Origin of the sequence: Hymenobacter cellulosivorans (assembly GCF_022919135.1) — a bacterium.
Taxonomy (GTDB): Bacteria; Bacteroidota; Bacteroidia; order Cytophagales; family Hymenobacteraceae; genus Hymenobacter; species Hymenobacter cellulosivorans.
On sequence record NZ_CP095049.1, the window covers coordinates 3,272,892 to 3,291,681 of the forward strand.

Here is an 18,790-nt window from a genome sequence, read left to right on the forward strand (position 1 = left end):
GTCTGAAAGCAAGGGGACTAGATTTCGCCGCCACCGCCGCAGGCGCCGCGGGTGTAGGTCGTCACGCCGGCTTTGGCGGCATAGCAGGCGTTGGAGTAGGTTACGCCGTTGGCACACACCGGGTCGTACACGTCGAGACACTGGTAGTCGTCACCTTTGGCGTTGGCGCTGGCCTGGGTGGTTACGGGGGCCGGAGCGGCAGTTTCTTTCGAGCAGGAAGTACCGGCGAATAGGAGAAGCGCGAAAACAGCTAACTTTTTCATAATAGGTAAGATTGAGAATTGAAATAAGTGAATGGATGCGGCAATGATAAGGAAAGCTGAATATAGAATCCTAGGTCATAGTTGCTTTTATTGTGACATGCCGGGCCGGTTACTCCAGGCGGGGCAGTGGCGACTCAGCTGCGGTATCTGCTGTGGAGCCGCCTAGCCGACTGTCGCGGGTGTTTTTCTGCACGGCAATGGCGGCAAACAGGCTTAGCATAAAGGCCATGGCGTAGAAGCCCTTTTCGCTGAGCGTGAGCGTGGCATTCCACAAACCTACGGTTAGCAGGAGTACGGCCGAGAGAGTAGCAAACCAGCACAAACCGTAGTAGATGTTAGTAATGGGAATACCTTCAAGCTGGTCGCGCACAGTCTTTTGCAGCGACACGGCGGCAAACAGCCCGTAGAGCAGAATGGTGAAGTAGTAGCCTTTTTCGTTGAGCGGCATCGTGGCGTTCCACAGGCCCACGTTGTAGGCCACCATACCGGCGAGCAGGGCCACCCAGGAGGCGCCGATAAAGGCATTGGAGGGTTTTGAGTTCATTGCAAAAAGGAGAATAGGTAGAAGAATAAAGAGGTTGATTTGCCAACTAAGGCATTCAAACCTACTCATAAGTTTGCTGCCTCGTTGGCAGGCACAGCAGTATTTTCGCGCATAATTAGAGTTTTGAAACGAGGTTCAAAGCGCCCTGTTTTTCTGTCAGAAGTTGTGGAAAACCTGCTCTAATGCGTGTAAATAGACTTTTGATAACAAAAAAAGTCCGTTGAAGCCAGTGCTCCAACGGACTTTTTGAACATAGAAAATTGCTGTTATTGAGCCGGGCTGCTGTGACGGATGAAGCCGCCACAGTGGGGCATCTTTAGCGCTTGGTGCGGCTGCTGCCCCGACTGCCGGAGTTGCCTTTGGGGGCGCGGTTCAGGGTTTTGGCGGCGGGCTTGCGCTTGGAGCCCGGGCCGGTGGGGCGGCTGGCCGACTTAAAGGGTTTGTCGCCCTCGAAGGCGGGCTTGCCATTGGCCAGCTTGCGCACGGGTTTGGCGCCGCCGGTAGTGGGGCGGCCGGGGCGGGCGGCTCCAGTGGGCTTGCGGCCGGGCTTCGCGGGCTTGGGAGCGTCGCCGTCGAAGTCTTCGCTGAAGCGGGCGGGGCGGCTGCTCCACTTGGTGGCCGGTGAGCCCACGCGCTTCTTGGGCAGGGAGGCTTCCTTGGTGCCCGACGACTTGGCGGTCATTTCCATGATGCCGGCCAGTTCTTTATCGGTCAGTTCGCGCCAGTCGCCCACGCCGAGGCCCTTGATGCTGATGTTCATGACCCGGATGCGCTCCAGCTGCACCACTTCGTAACCGAAATGCTCGCACATGCGCCGAATCTGGCGGTTCATGCCCTGGATGAGGGTGATGCGGAAGATGTAGTTGGTTTCTTTGCTGACCTCGCACTTCTGGGTCATGATGCCCATGATGGGCACCCCGTTGCGCATGCCCTCGATAAACTGGTCGGTAATGGGCTTGTCGACCATCACGATGTACTCCTTTTCGTGGCGGTTGCCGGCGCGCAGGATCTTGTTGACGATGTCGCCATTACTGGTCAGCAGAATCAGGCCCTGGGAGTCTTTGTCGAGGCGGCCGATGGGGAAAATCCGCTCGCTGTGCTTGATGTAGCGGATGATGTTGTCCTTGACGCTCGTTTCGGTGGTGCTGGTGATGCCCGGGGGCTTGTTGAAGGCAATGTAGATGGCGTCTTCGGGGGCGCGGGGCTCGATGAGGTTGCCGTTGACGACGACCTTGTCCTTGCTGCTGACCTGGGTGCCGATGGTGGCGCGCTTGCCGTTGACGAAGACGGTACCCTGCTCGATGAAGCGGTCGGCCTCGCGGCGGGAGCAGACCCCGCTTTCACTGATGTATTTATTGAGGCGGGTAGTGTCGGAACTAGGCATAAGGCAACGGGCAACAAAGGTGTAACCGCCGGCCGAGGTGGCAAGCGGGCCTGCAAGTTACGCAGAAGCGGGCTGGCAGGTGGCGTGGAGCGCGGGAATTGGGAGGGAGGTGTTTTGCCTTGGGGCGGAAGTGTTTCGGGTTAGGGCGGAGGTATTTTTCCTCAGGTCCGGGGTGTTTCGGGTTAGGGCGGAAGTGTTTTCGATTCGGGCGGAAGTGTTTCGGGTTAGGGCGGGGGTATTTTGGGTTGGGGCGGGGGTGTTTCGAGTCCGGGCGGGAGTGTTTTGGGTTAAGGCGGAGGTGTTTTGCCTTAGGGCGGGAGTTGGGGGGGGCAGGGTGCTACAGGCCCTGCAAATAGCTGCTGACGGCGGTGGCCAGGGACTGGGGCAGCTCGGCGTGGCGGCTGGCGGCCAGCTGCTGGGTGGCGCGGGTGGTGGCGCTGGTGTAGATGCCGGTGTGCTGGTCGAAGCGGAGGCTGCCTTGCTCAAACTCGCGCTCCTCGGCCTGGGGCAAGGAGTTCATGGAGAGGAATTCGAGCTTGGTGAGGGTGCGGGCGGCTTTGTCGAAGAAGAGCCAGGCGTAGATTTCACTCCGGTCGGCTTCGTCGGGCAGGTCGAGGCGCTTGATTTCGACGATGCTGGTCGTGGCGTTGTCGAGGAAGAAGAGGGTACGGTAGGGAACGGACATCTTGGTTGGGGGAAATGGATACGCAACTGGCGGCAAGTAGTAACTAATACAAAGCGGCTCGCTGGGCCAAAGCCTCGTAGCAAGCCGCAAGGTATGCTGTTTGGAGCCGGCTCTGCTTAAAGCTGTTGGACACCGGCCCAGGAAATCCGGAAAGTGTTCACCCGCTTTTGGCCCTTCACGTTGTGGGAAATTTGAAGGTCAGCCCGCGCTTTGGTGCCCTTCCAACCCTTGAATTCTGCCTCGTAAAAGGGGCCGATACGGTAAGCCTTATATTCGTAGGGCATGTTGTAGGTATCGAGGGAAAGGTAGATGAAATTGGAGCAGTTACAGTAATCCAGCTCTTGGTCGCTGGGACCGTTGCAGGCGCGGGAGGCCCTGATGCTGTAGTTGTCGGCTGCGAACGTAGTAGTGGAGTCAATTAGGCTTAGTACTTCCGCCAATTCGGTAGAGAGAGGCGTTATTACCGGCTGCCGGTACAGCTGCGGCGTGGGCTGATCGTCAGCAACTGCAGTTACTGGAACCGCTGCTGCGGCTACAACTGATGTTGTAGTGGGTGTCAGTGCCTGGGCTTGGGCGAGCTGGCTGGTAAGCAATACTAGGCTGTCATTCTTGCGGGCAATTTCCTGGCGTAAATTCCCCAGCGCGGCGTCTGCAACGGAATTGGCTGTTGGCTGACAACCCATTAGAAACAGCATCGATAGGCTTAACATATACCTCATAACAGCTAGAAATAGTAGTCGGTAAGGAATAGACTTAGTATCTACAGTGCCACCTTTTTCTCGCCCTTGTCCACGCCGAGGATGAACTTGACCAGGCCGCTCATGTAGGTTTGCTGGTCGTCGTACATGCTCATGTGGCTGCCTTCGGGGCAAATAAGGGCGGTACCGTGTTGCACTTTCTGGGCTACCATGCGCATGTGTTCGGGGTCCATGGTGTCATACTTGCCGCCGATGCTCAGGACGGGTACCGAGAGCTTGGGCAGGTCACGGACCCGGTCCCAGGTGGTGAGCTTGCCGGAAATGCCAAACTCGCTGGGACCCTGCATGGTGACGTAGAGCGACTGGTTGATCTTGCTCATGGCACGGGTCACGGGCTCGGGGTTGGGCACGACGCGGCACAGGTGCTGGGCGTAGAAATTGGGTTCGAGCAGGCCCATGTAGCGCGGGTTGCTGAAGTCCTTCTTGGCCTCGATCTGGCGGATTTCGGCCAGCACTTCGGGCTTCATCTGCTTGGCCAGCACCTCGTCGGCGTAGCGGCCGTAGTCGGGGCAGCTCATCATCATGTTGGAAATGATGAGGCCTTTGAGGTTTTGCTGGTACTTGAAGGCATATTCGGCGGCCAGGATGCCGCCCCAGCTGTGGCCCAGCAGGTAGAAGTTATCCTTGCTCAGGTTCAGGGCCTTGCGCACCTGCTCGACTTCCTCCACGTAGCGCGGCAGGCTCCACATGCTGGTGTCCTTGGGGTTATCGGACAGGCCGCAGCCGAGCTGGTCGTAGTAGATAAACTCGATGCCTTCCTTGGGCAGGAAGTTTTCCATGCACTCGAAGTACTCGTGGGTGGCGCCGGGCCCGCCGTTGAGTAACAGCACTTTCATGCGCGGGTTGTTGCCGAAGCGCTTGGTCCAGACGTTGAACTGGCCTTTGGGTGTGGTAATGGGAATAACCTTGACGCCGCCATCCTGCACGCCTTCTTCCTGGCTTTGGAAGTAAGTAGCAGTAGCCGATGACGTGGCGGAAGCGGAGGCCGTAGAGTCGTTTTTAGCCTGCTGGGTGCAGGCGAAGCTGCCCAGACTTAGGAGCAATAAGCCAGTGCGAAAGAAGCGTGAAAGCGGTGACATGGTAGGAAAGGCTGGGTGAGAAGTAGAATGGGCTAAGAAACCGGGGCGGAGGCCCAGTGCCGGGCGTAGACATTGGCGTCGGCCAGGGCCAGAGCGGCCGCCTGTTCGGCGTGGATCAGGGTCGTGTCAAACAGAATCGCGTCAGTGTGTTGGGCCGTGACGAGCAGGCCGATTTCGGTGCAGCCCAGGATGATGCCTTCGGCCCCAGCCGCCGTCAGCGCGCCGATGATGCGCACGTATTCCCGGCGCGACTCTTCCCGGATGCTGCCTTTGACCAGCTCCTCGTAAATGACATTGTGGATGATGGTGCGGTCGGGCTCGTCGGGAACCAGTACGTCGAGCTGATGCAGATTCAGGCGGCCGCGCAGAAATTCCTCTTCCATCGTGAAGCGGGTGCCCAGCAGACCCACCTTGCGCAGGCCCCGCTGGCGGACGGCTGCAGCGGTGGCGTCGGCGATGTGGAGCAGGGGCAGGGAGCTGCGTTCCTGCAGGCGTGCGGCCAGCTTGTGCATGGTGTTGGTGCACAAAACCAGAAAGTCGGCGCCGCCCCGCTCCAGCCGGTGCGCGGCGTCTAGTAGGAGTTCGGTGAGCTGCTCCCAGTTGCCGGCGTGCTGCAACTGCGCTATTTCGCCGAAATCAACCGAGTAGAGCAGGATTTGGGCCGAATGCACGCCGCCCAGATGGGCCTGTACCCGCTGGTTGATAATCTGGTAGTACACCGCCGAGCTTTCCCACGACATGCCGCCGATGAGGCCAATAGTCTTCATAGCTATAAGAGATTATTCGTGCTAAGGCGAAAGGCGAATGTAGCGTACGGAAGTTAATAGCCAGGCCTGAAGTAGCGGTAAGGCTGACTTTGGGCGCTACAGCGGCACGACGGTGGGCACGGGCGCGTCGGTGAAAAAGCCCGCGACTTCGCGCACTTCGCCGGCGGGCAGCTCGCCGAGGTGAATGTCGCCGATGCGGACCCGCACCAGGCGCAGCGTGGGGAAGCCCACGGCGGCCGTCATCTTGCGCACCTGCCGGAATTTGCCCTCGGTGACGATGATGGAAACCCAGCTGGTGGGCCCGTGCCGGTCGTCGCGAATTTTGCGGCCCCGGGCCCCCAGGTTGGGTGCCGTTTCGAGGCGGAAGGCCCGGCAGGGCAGGGTCTGGTACTTGTCGCCGTGCAGCCCGATTTCAACGCCCTGCTGGAGCTGGGTTACGGCCTCATCGGTTATCAGGCCGTCGACCTGGGCGTAGTATTCCTTCTCCACCGATTTGGCCCGGATTCGTTCGCTGACTTTGCCATCGGTGGTGAGCAGCAGCAGGCCCTCACTGGCTTCGTCGAGGCGGCCGATGGACATGGTGCCGACGGGAAAGTCGTGGAGCAAACCCAGCAGCTTCTTCTTTTTCAGCTCGCACACAAACTGGCTCATGTAGCCAAAAGGCTTGTGGACGATAAAGTGGCGGTGGGCAACGACTTCGTCAGATTCTATTTCTTGTTCGGCAAGCATAGTGAGTAAAGTTGGGGGAAGTAGCGCGAAGCCGGAGCTTCGCGCTACCGGCGCTAGTTCTCCTCGGCTAGCCACTGCATGGCCTGGTACTGGCCGGGGCCCACGAACAGCCGGAGCACTTCATCAACGAGCTTGAGGCCGTTGGCGCTGTTGGTGAGCAGGAGCAGGGTTTCCTTGGTTTCGGGGAAGGTCATGAAGAAGCCGCGGAAGTCGCCGTTGTCGCCCCAGTGCCACTGGGCCGGGCCGTGGCTGGTGGTGGCCAACCCCAGGCCCCAGGCCCACGCAATATTGGCATCGGTAGGGGTAAGGGGGGTGGTGCAGCGGGTGGCGGGGTTGGCGGCAGTGGTGAGCAGCTTGGCCGTAGCCGGTTTCAGCCCCTGCCCGCTCATCAGGGCCCGCACGAAGCGGCTGTAGTCGGCGGCGGTGGTGAGCAGACTGAAGCCGCCATTGGGCGCCGGGAACCGCTTGATGTCGGTGGGCTTACCGGCTTTATCGTGGCCGAAGGCGGCATTCTGGTCGAAGCGGGCCTGCCAGGTAAAGGAGCTGTGGGGCATTTTCAGCGGGCCGAATACTTCCTGCTGGGCCAGCTGGTCGAGGGTTTTGCCGGTAATGTGCTCCAGGGTACGCTGCAGCCACACATAGCCTTCGCCGGAGTAGCTCCAGCAGCTGTCGGGCGCAAATTTCAGGGTGAGCTTGGAGTTTTTCCAGCTCTCGGCTAGGGGGTAGTCGGCCCAGTTGGGCAGGCCGGTGGTGTGGCCCAGCACCATGCGCGCCGTAATCTTGGCAGCCCGAGGCTCGTCTGCTACCCGCGGATAGGGAGCGTAGGTCAGCAAAGGCTTGTCGAGGTCGAAGCGACCCTGGTCGTGGAGGCGCAGAGCGGTGTAGGCCAGCACAACTTTTCCCAGGGAAGCGGCCTGCATAGTAGTCGTAGCCGTCATATCCTGGGCGGTGCCGGCTTGGCGCAACCCAATGCTGTATTGCTTGGTTTCACTCTTTTTGGTGTAGATCAGCTGCAGGCCGGTGACGTTTTCACGCTTGAGCAGGGCTTGCAGCTCGGCTTGCTGGGCCGTGGCAATGAAGGAACAAAGCAGAAACGCCAGCGTGAGGAGAGTTTTCATAAGCAGCCACTCGGGCCCGGGGTAATAAGGATAGTAAAGGACAATATTAGTGGAAGCTAAGCCAAAGAGCCTGTCCAAAGAGCAGCACTTCGGCTACGCGCTGCACCAGGCCGCGCCCGGGAAAGCCCGGCACCGACAAAGCCAGCAGGCAGCCAATGAGCAGGCCGAGCTGCACGTTGGCCGGCACCACGGCCTGAAAGAGCAGTGCGCTTTGGGTTTGATGCAGAAAGAAAATGCCGCCGATATATTCCACCGCCCCGCCCAGGTTGTGCACGGCCTGCTTGGCCGAGCCGCTGGAAGGTGAGCCAACGTCGCAGGGAAATACCGCCGCTACCACGTAGCCAATACCCAGACACAGCAGCAGGCCCCCCAATGCGGCAGTATCGGCCAGCAAGGCGCCCAGCACCAGGCCCGCTCCGACCGGAAAAAACAGCCCCCAGCTTACAGCCCGGCGGTGTAGGGCCCCATCTTCGCCCAACTCACTGATGGTGTGGCGCAGGTGCGAGTAGCCCGGCCGCCGAAAACCGAAGTAAACGATGCCGCCTACCAGGTAGATAAGCAGCGCAAGCAGCAGAACGGGCAGCATCCGGGGCAGCGGGTTAGGGCAAGTGAGGTGGCAACCAAGCTAGGCTAGTGGGGCTGAGCCGCAAATTCCACTTCGTTCTTTGCCATCTGCGTCAGGTGGCGCTGGCCGTGCTGGGCCAGGAAATAGAGGTACTCATACACGTTGATTTTGCCCAGGTCATTGACCGACATAGTGGTTTTGTACAGCACGCCCTCCCCATTTTTTAGCTGGTCGAGGCTAGTCAGGCACTGGCTCAGTTGCTCCTGTAGCTGAGCGCGCACTTCCGGCAGCGGCCGGGTGCCGGTGGGTTCCATGTGCTCGGGCCGCACCCAGGCAAAGGACTGGTGCCGGCCAATATCGGCCAGCTTTTCCCGCTGAAAAACGTGACTGCCCACCTCGGCTGCCAAGTCGGCGCCGGGGGCATTGAGCAGGGCTTTGCGGGTGGCTTTGGTAATAAGAATGAGCAGGTAATGATTGGTCAGCCCGATGTGCTCCAGTATTTCGTTTATGGTCCAGCCGCCGTGTTGCGGGCGGTAGGCGCGCAGCTCGGCTGGTTTGTCAAACCACTGGCTCAGGCTAGCAAAGGTGGTGGTTAGACTTTCCCTGATTTCGGTAATCGTGGCCTGGAGCTGCATAAGGAGTAAGTAGACGGAATGCTGACCGGAAGCCGAAGGTAGCCAAAAAGCACAGCGGGCCGCCCCAACTGGGGCGGCCCGCACGTACAGAACTGCGAATCGGCTACGAAATCTGACTAGTCCTCAGCATCCGTCGAAACGAAGGCCGGCGTAACCAATCCGTGGTCTAGCCCAGCGTGTGGTACACGGCCTGCACATCGTCGTCCTCTTCGAACTTCTCAATCAGGTTCATCACCTCTTCCAGCTGCTCGCCTTCCAGGGTTACGGTCGTGTTGGGGATGCGCTGCAGGTTGGCCGATACCACGTTGAGACCTTTTTCTTCCAGGGCTTTCTGCATCTGGCCGAAGTCGGTGAAGGCGGTTTCCACCACGATGAAGTCTTTTACGGCACCGTGCTCGTCTTCCTCCTGGTCGGCGTACACGTCTTCGGCGCCGGCATCAATGAGCTCCAGCTCCAGCTCGTCGAGGTCGAGGCCCTCGGCGGCGAGGCGGAACACGCCCTTGCGGGTGAAGGTGTAGTCGGAGGAGCCGGCCGTACCCAGGGCGCCGTTGCCGCGGTTGAAGTACATGCGCACGTTGGCTACGGTGCGGGTCGGGTTGTCGGTGGCGGTTTCGATTACGACGGCCACGCCGTGGGGCGCGTAGCCCTCGTACACCACTTCCTGGTAGTCTTTTTCCTCCTTGCTGCTAGCCCGCTTGATGGCGGCTTCCACGCGGTCCTTGGGCATGTTGACGCCCTTGGCGTTCTGCATGGCCGTGCGCAGGCGGGAGTTGGTATCCGGGTTAGGGCCCGATTCCTTCACGGCCATCACGATTTCCCGGCCGATGCGGGTAAAGTCCTTGGACATCTTGTCCCAGCGCTTCATCTTCCGGCCTTTGCGGAATTCAAATGCTCTTCCCATCTATGTGAAATTGTGAAATGGTGATGTGGTGAGTTGTTGTTGGGTGAGCCTAGGCTCAGAAAGGGGCCGCAAGTTAGCAGAAAGGGCGGCCGGGCGCAATTAGTGAAGTAGGTAAATGGGTAGCCCGGAAACTACTGCAAGTCGCAAACTCACCATTTCACAAACTCATCATTTCACTATCTAATCCGCCCGTAGCGTGTAGATGCCCTTGTTGCCGGCTGGGTAGCCGATGAGTGTGAGCGTCAGGGTGCGGGCTTTGGGCTGGAAGCGGAAAGCGCCCTGGTCCACGCGGGGCTGGCCTTTGCTGTCGGTGTAGCTAAAGGTGATTTGGTCGCCGGAGAAGGTGAAGCGGCCATCCTGGTTGAAGTTTATCACCCCGCCGTTGCCCGAGAGCTGCAGGCGTTTCTGGTAGGTGCCGTCGGGGTGCAGGGTCAGGGTGCCACCCACGCCCTTGGCTTCCATGGGCTTGGCGCTGGTTTCCTTGTCGACGATGGAGTAGGAGAGGTAGGTGTAGGACGTGAAAAACGAGGCGCTGAGCACGGGAGGCTTGGCCGCGGCCGGAGCCGGCGCGGGCTGCTGGGCCCGGGCGGCCGGGCCGCTGAGCAGCAGCAGGGTAGTAGCGCCGAGCAAAAGAAAACGGTACATCATTGGGGCAAGATACAACGGAAGGTGAGGCCGCGCCAGGGCAGCAAGTCGGGCGCAAATGCAAAGATCAAGCTACATTTCGCCGTTTTCTACCCCGTTGCTTACCCAATTTGCCCGCTGCCATGCCCACGTTTTTGCGCGAATTAATCCGCCCCGCCACCGAGCTGCCCCAAGCCGATGTCTGCCTGGTAGGTCTGCCCCTCGACTTTGGTACCGTGCTGGAAGGCGGCCGGGCCGGAGCCGTTCACGCCCCCGACGCCATTCGGCGGGAGCTACGCCGCTACCACAAAACCTACAACCTGGAGCACAACGTGGACCTTTCCGGCCTGCGTATCGCCGATGCCGGCAACCTGGGCTTGCACGAGCCGGACCATACCGCGAACCACGCCACCATCCGGCAGCGCCTGGGCGAGCTGCTGGCGCAGTACCCGCGGGTCGTGGTGCTAGGCGGAAGCCACGATGGCACCTACAGCACCGTGCGCGGCCTTTTCGACGCCACCGGCTCCCAGCCCGTGGGCGGCATCAACCTCGATGCCCACGCCGACGTGAAAGACAAGCCCGCCGTTATCAGCAGCGGCACACCCTTCGGCAAGCTCCTGCGGGAAAACGTGCTGGCCGGCCCGCGCTTCACCGAGCTGGGGCTGCATTCCAACCTCAATACCAAGGAAGATATCGACTTTCTGCACCAGCAGCACGCTACCATTGTGCCCCTGGCCCACGTGCAGCAAAATGGCATGCCGCTGTTTATGGAGCGGGCCCTGCAGCGGGCTATTGCCCAGGGGCCGGCCTTCGTCAGCTTCGACATTGATGGGTGCGCCGAAGCCTTTGCCCCGGCCGTGTCGGCGCCCAGCGCCGATGGATTTACGCCCCGACAGGCTGTGGAAGCGGCTTTTTTGGCCGGCTGCCAAACTCAGGTGCGCTTATTCGAAGTAGTAGAGCTGAACCCGGTGTTTGACCGCGACAACCAGACGGCTCGCCTGGCTGCTACCATCATTACTGCGTTCCTGACCGGCGTGGCGAAAGAAAAGTAGATATCTGTTAGTTTTTGGCCGCTGTTTATTAGATAGTTGTGATTTTATTCGCGAGAAGTACGAAATAATTCGTGTTTAACTACGAAATATTTCGTTGGTTGCGCAGCGGTTGCCCTTCGGGCCTCGTCCTTTGGGCACTGCATCAACTTTCAACCACCTTCCGCACCATGAAAAAGCTCCTACCCATCCTCTGGCTCAGCGCCGCTTCCCTGACGGCCACTGCCCAAACGGCCCCCACGTTCACCTCCACTTGCAGCGACGGTAAGTACTACAACAGCGGGCAGGAGCGGTACTGCGAAACCCGTGACCTGGTAGTGGCCGCGCCGAAATCGGGGCCGCTGGTAGTGGATGGGCAGCAGAACGGCAGCATCAGCGTGAAAAGCTGGGCCGGCAAGGATGTACGGGTGCGGGCCCGCGTCACGACCTGGGGCCCCGATGAAGCCGCTGCCAAGGCCAAGTCGGCCGACGTGCAGATTTCTACTATCAACAGCCGGTTACAGGCCAATGGTCCCACCACCGAGGGCGAAACCACCTGGGCCGTGAGCTACGAAATTTTCGTGCCCGAGAAAATGGCCCTTGACCTGAAAACCCACAACGGCAGCATCAGCCTCAAAGACGTGCGCGGCCCGGTGACTTTCGCGGCCCTGAACGGCTCGGTGACGGTCAGTGGCTCGGGCGGCGACGTGAAAGGCCGCACCCAGAACGGCTCGTTGAACATCACCCTGGCCGGCAAAAAGTGGGAAGGCAAAGGTCTGGACCTGACCACCCAAAACGGCTCCATTCGGTGGAAGCTGCCCGCCGACTACTCTGCCCAGCTCATCAGCAGCACCGTCAACGGCAGAGTCGATACCGACTTTGGCAACTCCGTGTCGGGCAAAATCGGGCGCGACATTGCCGTGCGCCTGGGCAAAGGCGGGGTGCCGGTAAAGGCCGTGACTACCAACGGCGGCATTTCGGTGCGCCGCGCCGAGTAAACCCGTCTTTTTCAAGCCGGTCAGGCAACGGTTTGCCGCTGACTTGCTTCTACCATGTTGCTGCCGCTCCGGCGGCTACTTCACTTGTTCACCACGTTACGTTTCTGAGCTATGAAATCTTTCTCCACGGCCCTGCTGCTGACCCTGGCCTCCTTGTCAGCCTACGCCCAAACTACGCCCGCCTTCACCTCGACCTGCAAAGAAGGCAGCACCTACACCAGTCCCAACAGCACCAAGCGCTACTGCGAAACCCGCGACCTGACCATGCCCAGTCCCGGCAAGCAGACCCTAACTATTGATGGCGAGGCCAACGGCGGCATTACCGTCAAGGGTTGGGACGGCAACCAGGTATTGGTGCGGGCCAGGGTGAGCACCTGGAGCAAAACCGACGCCGACGCCGAGCAGCTGGCCAAAAAAGTTACGGTGAAGGCCGAAGGCAACAAGCTGCGCGCCGACGGCCCCAGCCAAAACGACCAGGGCTGGGCGGTGAGCTACGAGGTATTTGTTCCCCGTACCACGGCCCTGGCCCTGAATACCGTCAACGGCGGCATCAACCTACAGGACCTGGATTCCAGCGTTAAGTTCTCGGCCGTGAACGGGGGCGTAAACCTGAGCAATGTAGGTGGGCAGGTGAAGGGCAGCACCGTCAACGGAGGCCTGCACATCAAGCTGGCCGGTACCAAGTGGAACGGCGAGGGGCTCGACGTGGAAACCACCAACGGCGGCATTACCTGGGACGTGCCCAAAAACTACTCGGCCAAGCTGTTCACCAGCACTACTATGGGTTCCATCAAAGCCGATAACCTCACGGTTACCAAGTCGGGCTTTATGCACAAGGAAATTGCGGCCAACCTCGGCCAGGGCGGTGCTCCGGTGCGGGCCGTAACGGTCAACGGCGGCATCAAGGTCAACCGGGAATAGTACCGTACGTCCGGCTTTCAAAGCGGCGTTAGCTTCGGCTGGGGCCGCTTTTTGCTTTTATAAGCACCAAATCAGCCCGGCCGGCAACTATTCCCGCCCAATTCGGCTTGTGGGCAAAACGGCCTGCTGCTGGCCGCTGCTTTTTTCGCTTTGCCCCGCATGAAAATTCCGTTTCTCGGCCTGCTCCTGAGTGTGGCTACCTACGCCGCCCAGGCCCAAACCGCGCCCGTCTTCACCACCACCTGCGGCGACGGCACCTTCACCAGCAGCAGCAGTAAGCGCTTCTGCGAAACCCGCGACAAAATCCTGCCCGCCCCGGCCGAGGGCATTACCATCGATGGGCGCGCCAATGGCGGCATCACCGTCAAGGGCTGGGACGGCAAAGACATCCGGGTGCGGGCCAAGATTCTGGCCTGGGGCAAAAACGACGAGGAGGCCCGGCAGCTGGGCCGCAGCGTCGTGATTATGGCCAAAGACTACACCCTGCGGGCCGAGAGTTCCCAGCCCGGGGAGCTGGGCTGGGCCGTGAGCTATGAGGTATTCGTGCCCCGCTCCATGCCCCTGACCTTGCGCACGCTCAACGGTGGCATCAACCTGAGCGACCTGCTGGGCCCGGTTACTTTTGAGGCGGCCAACGGCGGTATTTCGCTCGTCAACGTGGGCGGCAGCGTGAAGGGACGCACCGTCAACGGCGGGGTGAAAATCAAGCTGGCCGGCCCCAAGTGGGTAGGAGAGGGCCTCGACGTAGAAACCCAGAACGGCAGCATCACCTGGGACCTGCCCAAAAACTACTCGGCCCGGCTGTTTGCCGCCACCACCATTGGCACCATCAGCGCCGGCAAGCTGCCCGTCACCAGCTCAGCCACCCTCCAGAAAGTGGTAACGGCTACGCTCGGTCAGGGTGGGGCTCCGCTCAAAGCCGTAACCACCAAGGGTAGCATCAAGCTCACCCAGCTGTAAAACCTTACGAGTTGAAAAGCACAAAGCCGCGCCAGCAACTGCTGGCACGGCTTTGTCTTATAAAGAAGTTATTGGGCCGCAACTACTACCCGTCGGTTAGTCGCCGACGCCACCTTTGCGCCATTCCGGGCGGCTCGGGCCGGGGCCTACGATGGTGCCATCTTCCCGCTCACCGTAGCCGGTGCTGTACGAATCGGCATTTTCGAAGCTGTTGGCGTAGCCGTAGCCAGTATTTTTCTTCCGGCGGCCTGCCTTCCTGCCCTTCTTGTTCTTACCTGCCAGCAGAGCCGCGGCGGTAATGGCCAATCCCACGCCGGCCCCGATGAAGGCCAGCTTCGTGGGCAGCGTATCGACGGCGGCTGGGGGCACAAACTGCACGCCGTTTTCGTCGAGGCGGGCCGGTTGCTGCACGTAGCGGCCCCGGGTTGGCATCGGAAATTCGCGGGCCAGGGCGCTCAGGCCTTCCGTGGCTTCGACGCCCTGCATCACCGGGCCGTGGCCGCAGCCGATATGCTCGGGCCGTAGCGCCGCCAGCTTCTGCACCGACTCCCGCACCTCGGTCCAGTTGTAGTTGAATGGGGCTCCGGCCACGCTGATGCACGGCACCTGCATGAGCAGCGAGGGCACCGATTCGTGGTTGGCCGTGGCAAAAGCGTCGGCCCCGAGCAGGGTGCGGTCTTTTTCGCGGAACAGCGCAATCTGTCCCGGGGCGTGGCCCGGTACATGGATTACCTGCCAATCGGGCAGAAAAGGCGGGTCGGCGTCGGTGGTAGGCAGGGCCTGTACGATGTCGCTAAGCTGAAACGACTGGGGCGGGAAAAACCGCGCTACGAAGGCCAGTGTTCCGCCCCGCTCCACGGTGGGGTCGGCGGGTGGATACACCGCTTTGCCCGTCAGGAAAGGTAGCTCCAGCGGGTGAGCCAGCACCGGCACTTTCCAGTGCTCGGCCAGCTCGCGGGCATTGCCGGCGTGGTCCATGTGGCCGTGGGTCAGAATAATGGCCTCGGGATGGGTGCCGGGGTAGAACAGCTTGTTGGCGGCGGCAATGATGTCCTTGGCCGCGCCCGGCAGACCCGTATCAACCAGTACCCACTCACCGGGCCGGCCGGTTTCGACGAAGTACAGATTGACAAAGCGTTGAATAGTGAGCTGGTGAATACCAGGGGCTACTTGTTTCATGGAACAGGCGAATTGATTGGACGGAAAGAGGATTACGCATAATTCCAGCCGGAGGATAGGCTTGCCGGATTTTTTCGGTTGTAACGCTCGGGCTTCGTGCTGCCTTGGAAGAATATTTCCCAAGCTAAACAGCAGCGCCTGCCACAAAAAAAGCCTCCCGCGAAACGGGAGGCTTTCTTCATAGGCGAGGGGGTTGGCTTACAGGCCGCCCGTGGTGCCACCGGTCGAGCCCGTGCCGCCAGCCGTGCTGCCGCCGCCCGTGCTGCCACCAGCCGTGGTGCCGCCACCAGCGGTGGAACCGCCGCCAGCCGTCGAACCGCCCATGCCGCTGCCGGAAGTGCTACCACCAGCCGTGCTGCCGGTGCCGCCAGCGGTGCTGCCGCCGCCCGTCGAGCCCGTGGTGCCGCCGGTGCTACCTTCGGTGCTGCTGCCCGACATCGTGCCGGTGCCAGTACCAGCCGTAGTACCACCCGCGCCGCCGCTCATTGAGGTGTCGGCGCTCATGTCGGAATTAGCCCCAGCTTCCGAGCCAGCAGCATCCGACGAAGCGCCGGTGCCTTCAGTACCCGAGCCGCTGGTCGAGCCGCCGGCACCGCCTTCTGAGTTGTTGCCGCCGCAGGAGGCGAAAGTGAGCGAGGCCGCAGCCAGAGCGAAGAACAAGGTCTTTTTCATGATAGAATAAAGGTTTTGGTAAGGTGGAGTGGTTGAGACGAATTCCCCAAAACGGGGTATCGGAAGCTTTATACTGTGCTTCTACGGTTAGTAACCCGCTTTTATAAAATTTTTTTGATAATATATAATTAAGCTCATCTGTTTGAAGCGCTGATAAGACTATTCTAATGTTGAGCTTACTTCTGCAGTTAGTCTTGAGCTTCTGTTCCCCAAAGATGCACCGCCGGACTAGGCCGTAAAACCAATATTCGGTCCCGGTGAAATACTGCGCCGCCCCGCGCCGAAAATCCTATATTCGCCGCTCCACCCAATTTGCTAAACCGACTTGCCACCCATGTCCCAGCATCCTGCCACTACCGATACCCCCGAACTCAACCTCGAAGCCACTTCCGTTTCCGATGAGGCCAACCAGCAGCCTGCCACCCGGCCCATGTACTACGAGTACAAGCCCGAGGAAACCGTCAAAGCTCAGCACGGCCCGGAGCTGCGCTGCAAAACTTGGGAAGCCGAAGCGGCCCTGCGCATGCTCGAAAACAACCTGGACCCGGCCGTGAGCTTGGTGTATGATGAGCTGATTGTGTACGGGGGCGCCGGCCGCGCGGCCCGCAACTGGAAGGAGTACCAGACCATCGTTAAGACCCTCAAGAACTTGGAGCCCGACGAAACCATGCTGGTGCAGTCGGGCAAGGCCGTGGGCGTGCTGCGCACCTGGGCCCACGCCCCGCGCGTGCTCATTGCCAATAGCAACATCGTGCCCGCCTGGAGCACCCAGGAGTACTTCGACGAGCTGGATAAACTGGGTTTGATGATGTACGGGCAGATGACGGCCGGCTCCTGGATTTACATTGCCACCCAGGGCATTCTGCAGGGTACCTACGAAACCTTCGCCGCCGTGGCCGACAAGCACTTCGGCGGTACGCTGGCCGGTACCGTCACCATCACCGCCGGCCTAGGCGGCATGTCGGGCGCGCAGCCGCTGGCCGTGACCATGAACGACGGCGTGTGCCTGGTCATCGAGCCCATCGATGCCCGCGTGAAGCAGAAGGTGCAGGAAGGCTACCTCGACGAGCAGGCCCGCGACTTAAACCACGCCCTGGAGCTGTGCGAGCAGTACAAAGCCGAGCGCAAAGGCTGGAGCATCGGCCTGACCGGCAACGCCGCCACCGTGCTGCCTGAGCTGCTGGCCCGCGGCTACAAGGCCGACATCGTGACGGACCAGACCTCGGCCCACGACCTGATGGACTACATTCCCGAGGGCGACATTACGCAGGTGCTGGAGCTGCGCAAAAACAACCCCGAGGAGTTCAAGCGCCAGGCCCTGCAGTCCATCGTGAAGCACTGCCAGGCCATCATCGACATGCAGGCCGGCGGGGCCGTGGCCCTCGACTACGGCAACAACCTGCGCGGGCAGGCCGAAAAAGGCGGCCTGCAAGTGCGCGACGAAAACGGACAATTTCTCTACCCCGGCTTTGTACCCGGCTACATCCGCCCGCTGTTCTGCGAGGGCAAAGGCCCCTTCCGCTGGGCCGCCCTCAGCGGCGACCCTGCCGACATCCTGCGCATAGACCGGGCCCTGCTCGAAACCTTCCCCGACAACAAGATGCTGGCCCGCTGGATTGAGAAGGCCCAGGCCAAGGTGCCCTTCATCGGCTTGCCGGCCCGGGTGTGCTGGCTGGGCTACGGCGAGCGGGAAAAGTTCGGCCTGGTTATCAACGACCTCGTGGCCCGGGGCGAAGTCTCGGCCCCCATCGTTATCGGCCGTGACCACCTCGACTGCGGCTCGGTGGCCTCGCCCAACCGCGAAACCGAGGGCATGAAGGACGGCTCCGACGCCGTGGCCGACTGGCCCCTGCTCAACGCCCTGGCCAACACCGCCTCCGGCGCCGACTGGGTGAGCCTACACAACGGCGGCGGCGTGGGCATCGGCAACAGCACCCACTCCGGCATGGTGATAGTAGCGACAGGAACCCCTGAAAAAGCCGAGCGCCTGCGCCGCGTGCTCACCACCGACCCCGGTATGGGCGTCTTCCGTCACGCCGACGCGGGCTACGAGCTGGCCCAGCAGGTAGCCCAGGAGCGCGGGGTGCAGATTCCCGGGCAGCAATAGTCAGTGGGGGCGGGGCCTGGCTAGAAAGCTGATTCCCGCTCTATTTACTCTTTCATTTACCGTATTTACCACCTTACTCATTCCCGTGAAATACCTTTTCCTAGCTCCTGTATTGCTAAGTCTGGCTTCCTGCCAAAGTACCCCCAATGCGGACGTAGCTACTACTGAACCCGCCACTCCGGCCCCGGCTACTACCGAGCAGGCCTCACCCGCCTCAGCCGCTGCCGAGGCGGCCAACCCGGAGTACATTGAAGCCAATACGATTACCGTCAACGGGAAGGCGCGGGCCGAGCTGAGCACCAAGCTGCTGACCAGCCAAATGGGCCGCCCCGACAGCATTGCCAAGGGCGCCGTGGAGTGCGGTGGGGAGCTGGAAACCGCCGACAACACCAACGGCGACTTCTGGTACTATGGCAACACCACCTACGAGGTGGCCGGCGACCAGGCCATCCTTACTATCTTCGACGTGACGACGGGCAAGTTCCAGGGCCGGGTGGGCCAGCTCGTGCTCAACCAAAACACCACCCTGGAGGACGTCCGCCGCTACTACCCGGTATCGGCTAAGGAAGCCGACAAGCCCTCTACCAGCCAGCCGGGGGAAGTAATGAGTTTGGGCTACTCCTACAAAGGAGCCCCCATAGAAGGCGCTTTAAGCCTGATATTCAAGCAGGGCAAGCTGCAACGAGTAGAGTTTTTCTACCCTTGCTAAGACCAGGCCGCTACAAGTAGCTTCCAGTGCCGCCCCAAGTATCCGGGGCGGCGCTTTTTGTTTCTGAGAATAGGGTGACATTCGTCTCGAAACAGTAGCTTGCCATATTGACCCCGGCATGGGCGTCTTCTGACCTGCTGATGCGGGTTACTAGCTGGTCCAGC

The 18,790-nt window shown here is 60.7% G+C and carries 21 protein-coding genes; 6 read left to right on the forward strand and 15 right to left on the reverse strand.

The features are described from left to right. Positions 1-17: 17 nt before the first annotated feature. The 13 genes from MUN80_RS13875 to MUN80_RS13935 all read right to left on the reverse strand — a co-directional run bounded on the left by MUN80_RS13875 (position 18) and on the right by MUN80_RS13935 (position 10,076). Positions 18-263 (reverse strand): Kazal-type serine protease inhibitor family protein, encoded by a 246-nt coding sequence (locus MUN80_RS13875; protein ID WP_244713800.1) that lies wholly within the window; start codon positions 261-263, stop codon positions 18-20. A gap of 109 nt (positions 264-372) precedes the next feature. Continuing rightward, positions 373-807, reverse strand: a complete 435-nt coding sequence (gene yiaA, locus MUN80_RS13880) for an inner membrane protein YiaA (RefSeq protein ID WP_244713803.1) — start codon at positions 805-807, stop codon at positions 373-375. A gap of 316 nt (positions 808-1,123) precedes the next feature. Beyond that, complete coding sequence (gene rluF, locus MUN80_RS13885; protein ID WP_244713805.1) at positions 1,124-2,191, reverse strand: 23S rRNA pseudouridine(2604) synthase RluF; 1,068 nt, start codon at positions 2,189-2,191, stop codon at positions 1,124-1,126. Positions 2,192-2,528: 337 nt separating this feature from the next. After that, positions 2,529-2,876, reverse strand: a complete 348-nt coding sequence (locus MUN80_RS13890) for a hypothetical protein (RefSeq protein WP_244713807.1) — start codon at positions 2,874-2,876, stop codon at positions 2,529-2,531. A gap of 116 nt (positions 2,877-2,992) precedes the next feature. After that, complete coding sequence (locus MUN80_RS13895; protein ID WP_244713809.1) at positions 2,993-3,586, reverse strand: hypothetical protein; 594 nt, start codon at positions 3,584-3,586, stop codon at positions 2,993-2,995. A 50-nt stretch (positions 3,587-3,636) separates the two neighbouring features. Further along, the gene (locus MUN80_RS13900) at positions 3,637-4,713 is read right to left on the reverse strand and encodes a proline iminopeptidase-family hydrolase (RefSeq protein ID WP_244713811.1); all 1,077 of its coding nucleotides are present in this window, start codon (positions 4,711-4,713) and stop codon (positions 3,637-3,639) included. A gap of 32 nt (positions 4,714-4,745) precedes the next feature. Next, positions 4,746-5,480, reverse strand: a complete 735-nt coding sequence (locus tag MUN80_RS13905; RefSeq protein ID WP_244713813.1) for an aspartate/glutamate racemase family protein — start codon at positions 5,478-5,480, stop codon at positions 4,746-4,748. A gap of 96 nt (positions 5,481-5,576) precedes the next feature. Beyond that, positions 5,577-6,209, reverse strand: coding sequence for a pseudouridine synthase (locus MUN80_RS13910; protein ID WP_244713815.1), 633 nt, complete (start codon positions 6,207-6,209; stop codon positions 5,577-5,579). A gap of 53 nt (positions 6,210-6,262) precedes the next feature. Further along, complete coding sequence (locus MUN80_RS13915; RefSeq protein WP_244713817.1) at positions 6,263-7,327, reverse strand: serine hydrolase domain-containing protein; 1,065 nt, start codon at positions 7,325-7,327, stop codon at positions 6,263-6,265. 46 nt (positions 7,328-7,373) lie between these two features. Next, a complete protein-coding gene (locus MUN80_RS13920; RefSeq protein ID WP_244713820.1) occupies positions 7,374-7,913 on the reverse strand; it encodes a DUF998 domain-containing protein in 540 nt (179 codons plus the stop codon). A 44-nt stretch (positions 7,914-7,957) separates the two neighbouring features. Then, entirely contained in the window at positions 7,958-8,527 is a 570-nt protein-coding gene (locus MUN80_RS13925) for a DinB family protein (protein ID WP_244713823.1), read from the reverse strand. Between the two features lie 166 nt (positions 8,528-8,693). Beyond that, positions 8,694-9,428 (reverse strand): YebC/PmpR family DNA-binding transcriptional regulator, encoded by a 735-nt coding sequence (locus MUN80_RS13930; protein WP_135393494.1) that lies wholly within the window; start codon positions 9,426-9,428, stop codon positions 8,694-8,696. Positions 9,429-9,608: 180 nt separating this feature from the next. Continuing rightward, entirely contained in the window at positions 9,609-10,076 is a 468-nt protein-coding gene (locus tag MUN80_RS13935) for a copper resistance protein NlpE (protein WP_244713825.1), read from the reverse strand. 119 nt (positions 10,077-10,195) lie between these two features. Here MUN80_RS13935 and MUN80_RS13940 point away from each other — a divergent pair, with 119 nt between their 5' ends. From MUN80_RS13940 to MUN80_RS13955, 4 genes are all read left to right on the forward strand, one after another. Further along, positions 10,196-11,104 (forward strand): arginase family protein, encoded by a 909-nt coding sequence (locus MUN80_RS13940; protein ID WP_244713827.1) that lies wholly within the window; start codon positions 10,196-10,198, stop codon positions 11,102-11,104. 167 nt (positions 11,105-11,271) lie between these two features. Further along, positions 11,272-12,078, forward strand: a complete 807-nt coding sequence (locus MUN80_RS13945; protein WP_244713829.1) for a DUF4097 family beta strand repeat-containing protein — start codon at positions 11,272-11,274, stop codon at positions 12,076-12,078. Positions 12,079-12,189: 111 nt separating this feature from the next. Further along, positions 12,190-12,999 (forward strand): DUF4097 family beta strand repeat-containing protein, encoded by an 810-nt coding sequence (locus MUN80_RS13950; RefSeq protein WP_244713831.1) that lies wholly within the window; start codon positions 12,190-12,192, stop codon positions 12,997-12,999. Positions 13,000-13,158: 159 nt separating this feature from the next. Continuing rightward, a complete protein-coding gene (locus MUN80_RS13955; RefSeq protein ID WP_244713833.1) occupies positions 13,159-13,959 on the forward strand; it encodes a DUF4097 family beta strand repeat-containing protein in 801 nt (266 codons plus the stop codon). Between the two features lie 96 nt (positions 13,960-14,055). Here MUN80_RS13955 and MUN80_RS13960 read toward each other — a convergent pair whose 3' ends face one another. Both MUN80_RS13960 and MUN80_RS13965 read right to left on the reverse strand, forming a co-directional pair. Continuing rightward, the gene (locus MUN80_RS13960; RefSeq protein WP_244713835.1) at positions 14,056-15,138 is read right to left on the reverse strand and encodes an MBL fold metallo-hydrolase; all 1,083 of its coding nucleotides are present in this window, start codon (positions 15,136-15,138) and stop codon (positions 14,056-14,058) included. Positions 15,139-15,336: 198 nt separating this feature from the next. After that, positions 15,337-15,810, reverse strand: coding sequence for a hypothetical protein (locus MUN80_RS13965; RefSeq protein ID WP_244713837.1), 474 nt, complete (start codon positions 15,808-15,810; stop codon positions 15,337-15,339). 334 nt (positions 15,811-16,144) lie between these two features. Here MUN80_RS13965 and hutU point away from each other — a divergent pair, with 334 nt between their 5' ends. Both hutU and MUN80_RS13975 read left to right on the forward strand, forming a co-directional pair. Beyond that, positions 16,145-17,917: a urocanate hydratase gene (hutU, locus tag MUN80_RS13970; protein ID WP_244713839.1), complete on the forward strand. Its 1,773-nt coding sequence runs from the start codon at positions 16,145-16,147 to the stop codon at positions 17,915-17,917. A gap of 85 nt (positions 17,918-18,002) precedes the next feature. Next, the gene (locus tag MUN80_RS13975) at positions 18,003-18,626 is read left to right on the forward strand and encodes a hypothetical protein (RefSeq protein WP_244713842.1); all 624 of its coding nucleotides are present in this window, start codon (positions 18,003-18,005) and stop codon (positions 18,624-18,626) included. The last annotated feature ends 164 nt before the right edge of the window (positions 18,627-18,790 follow it).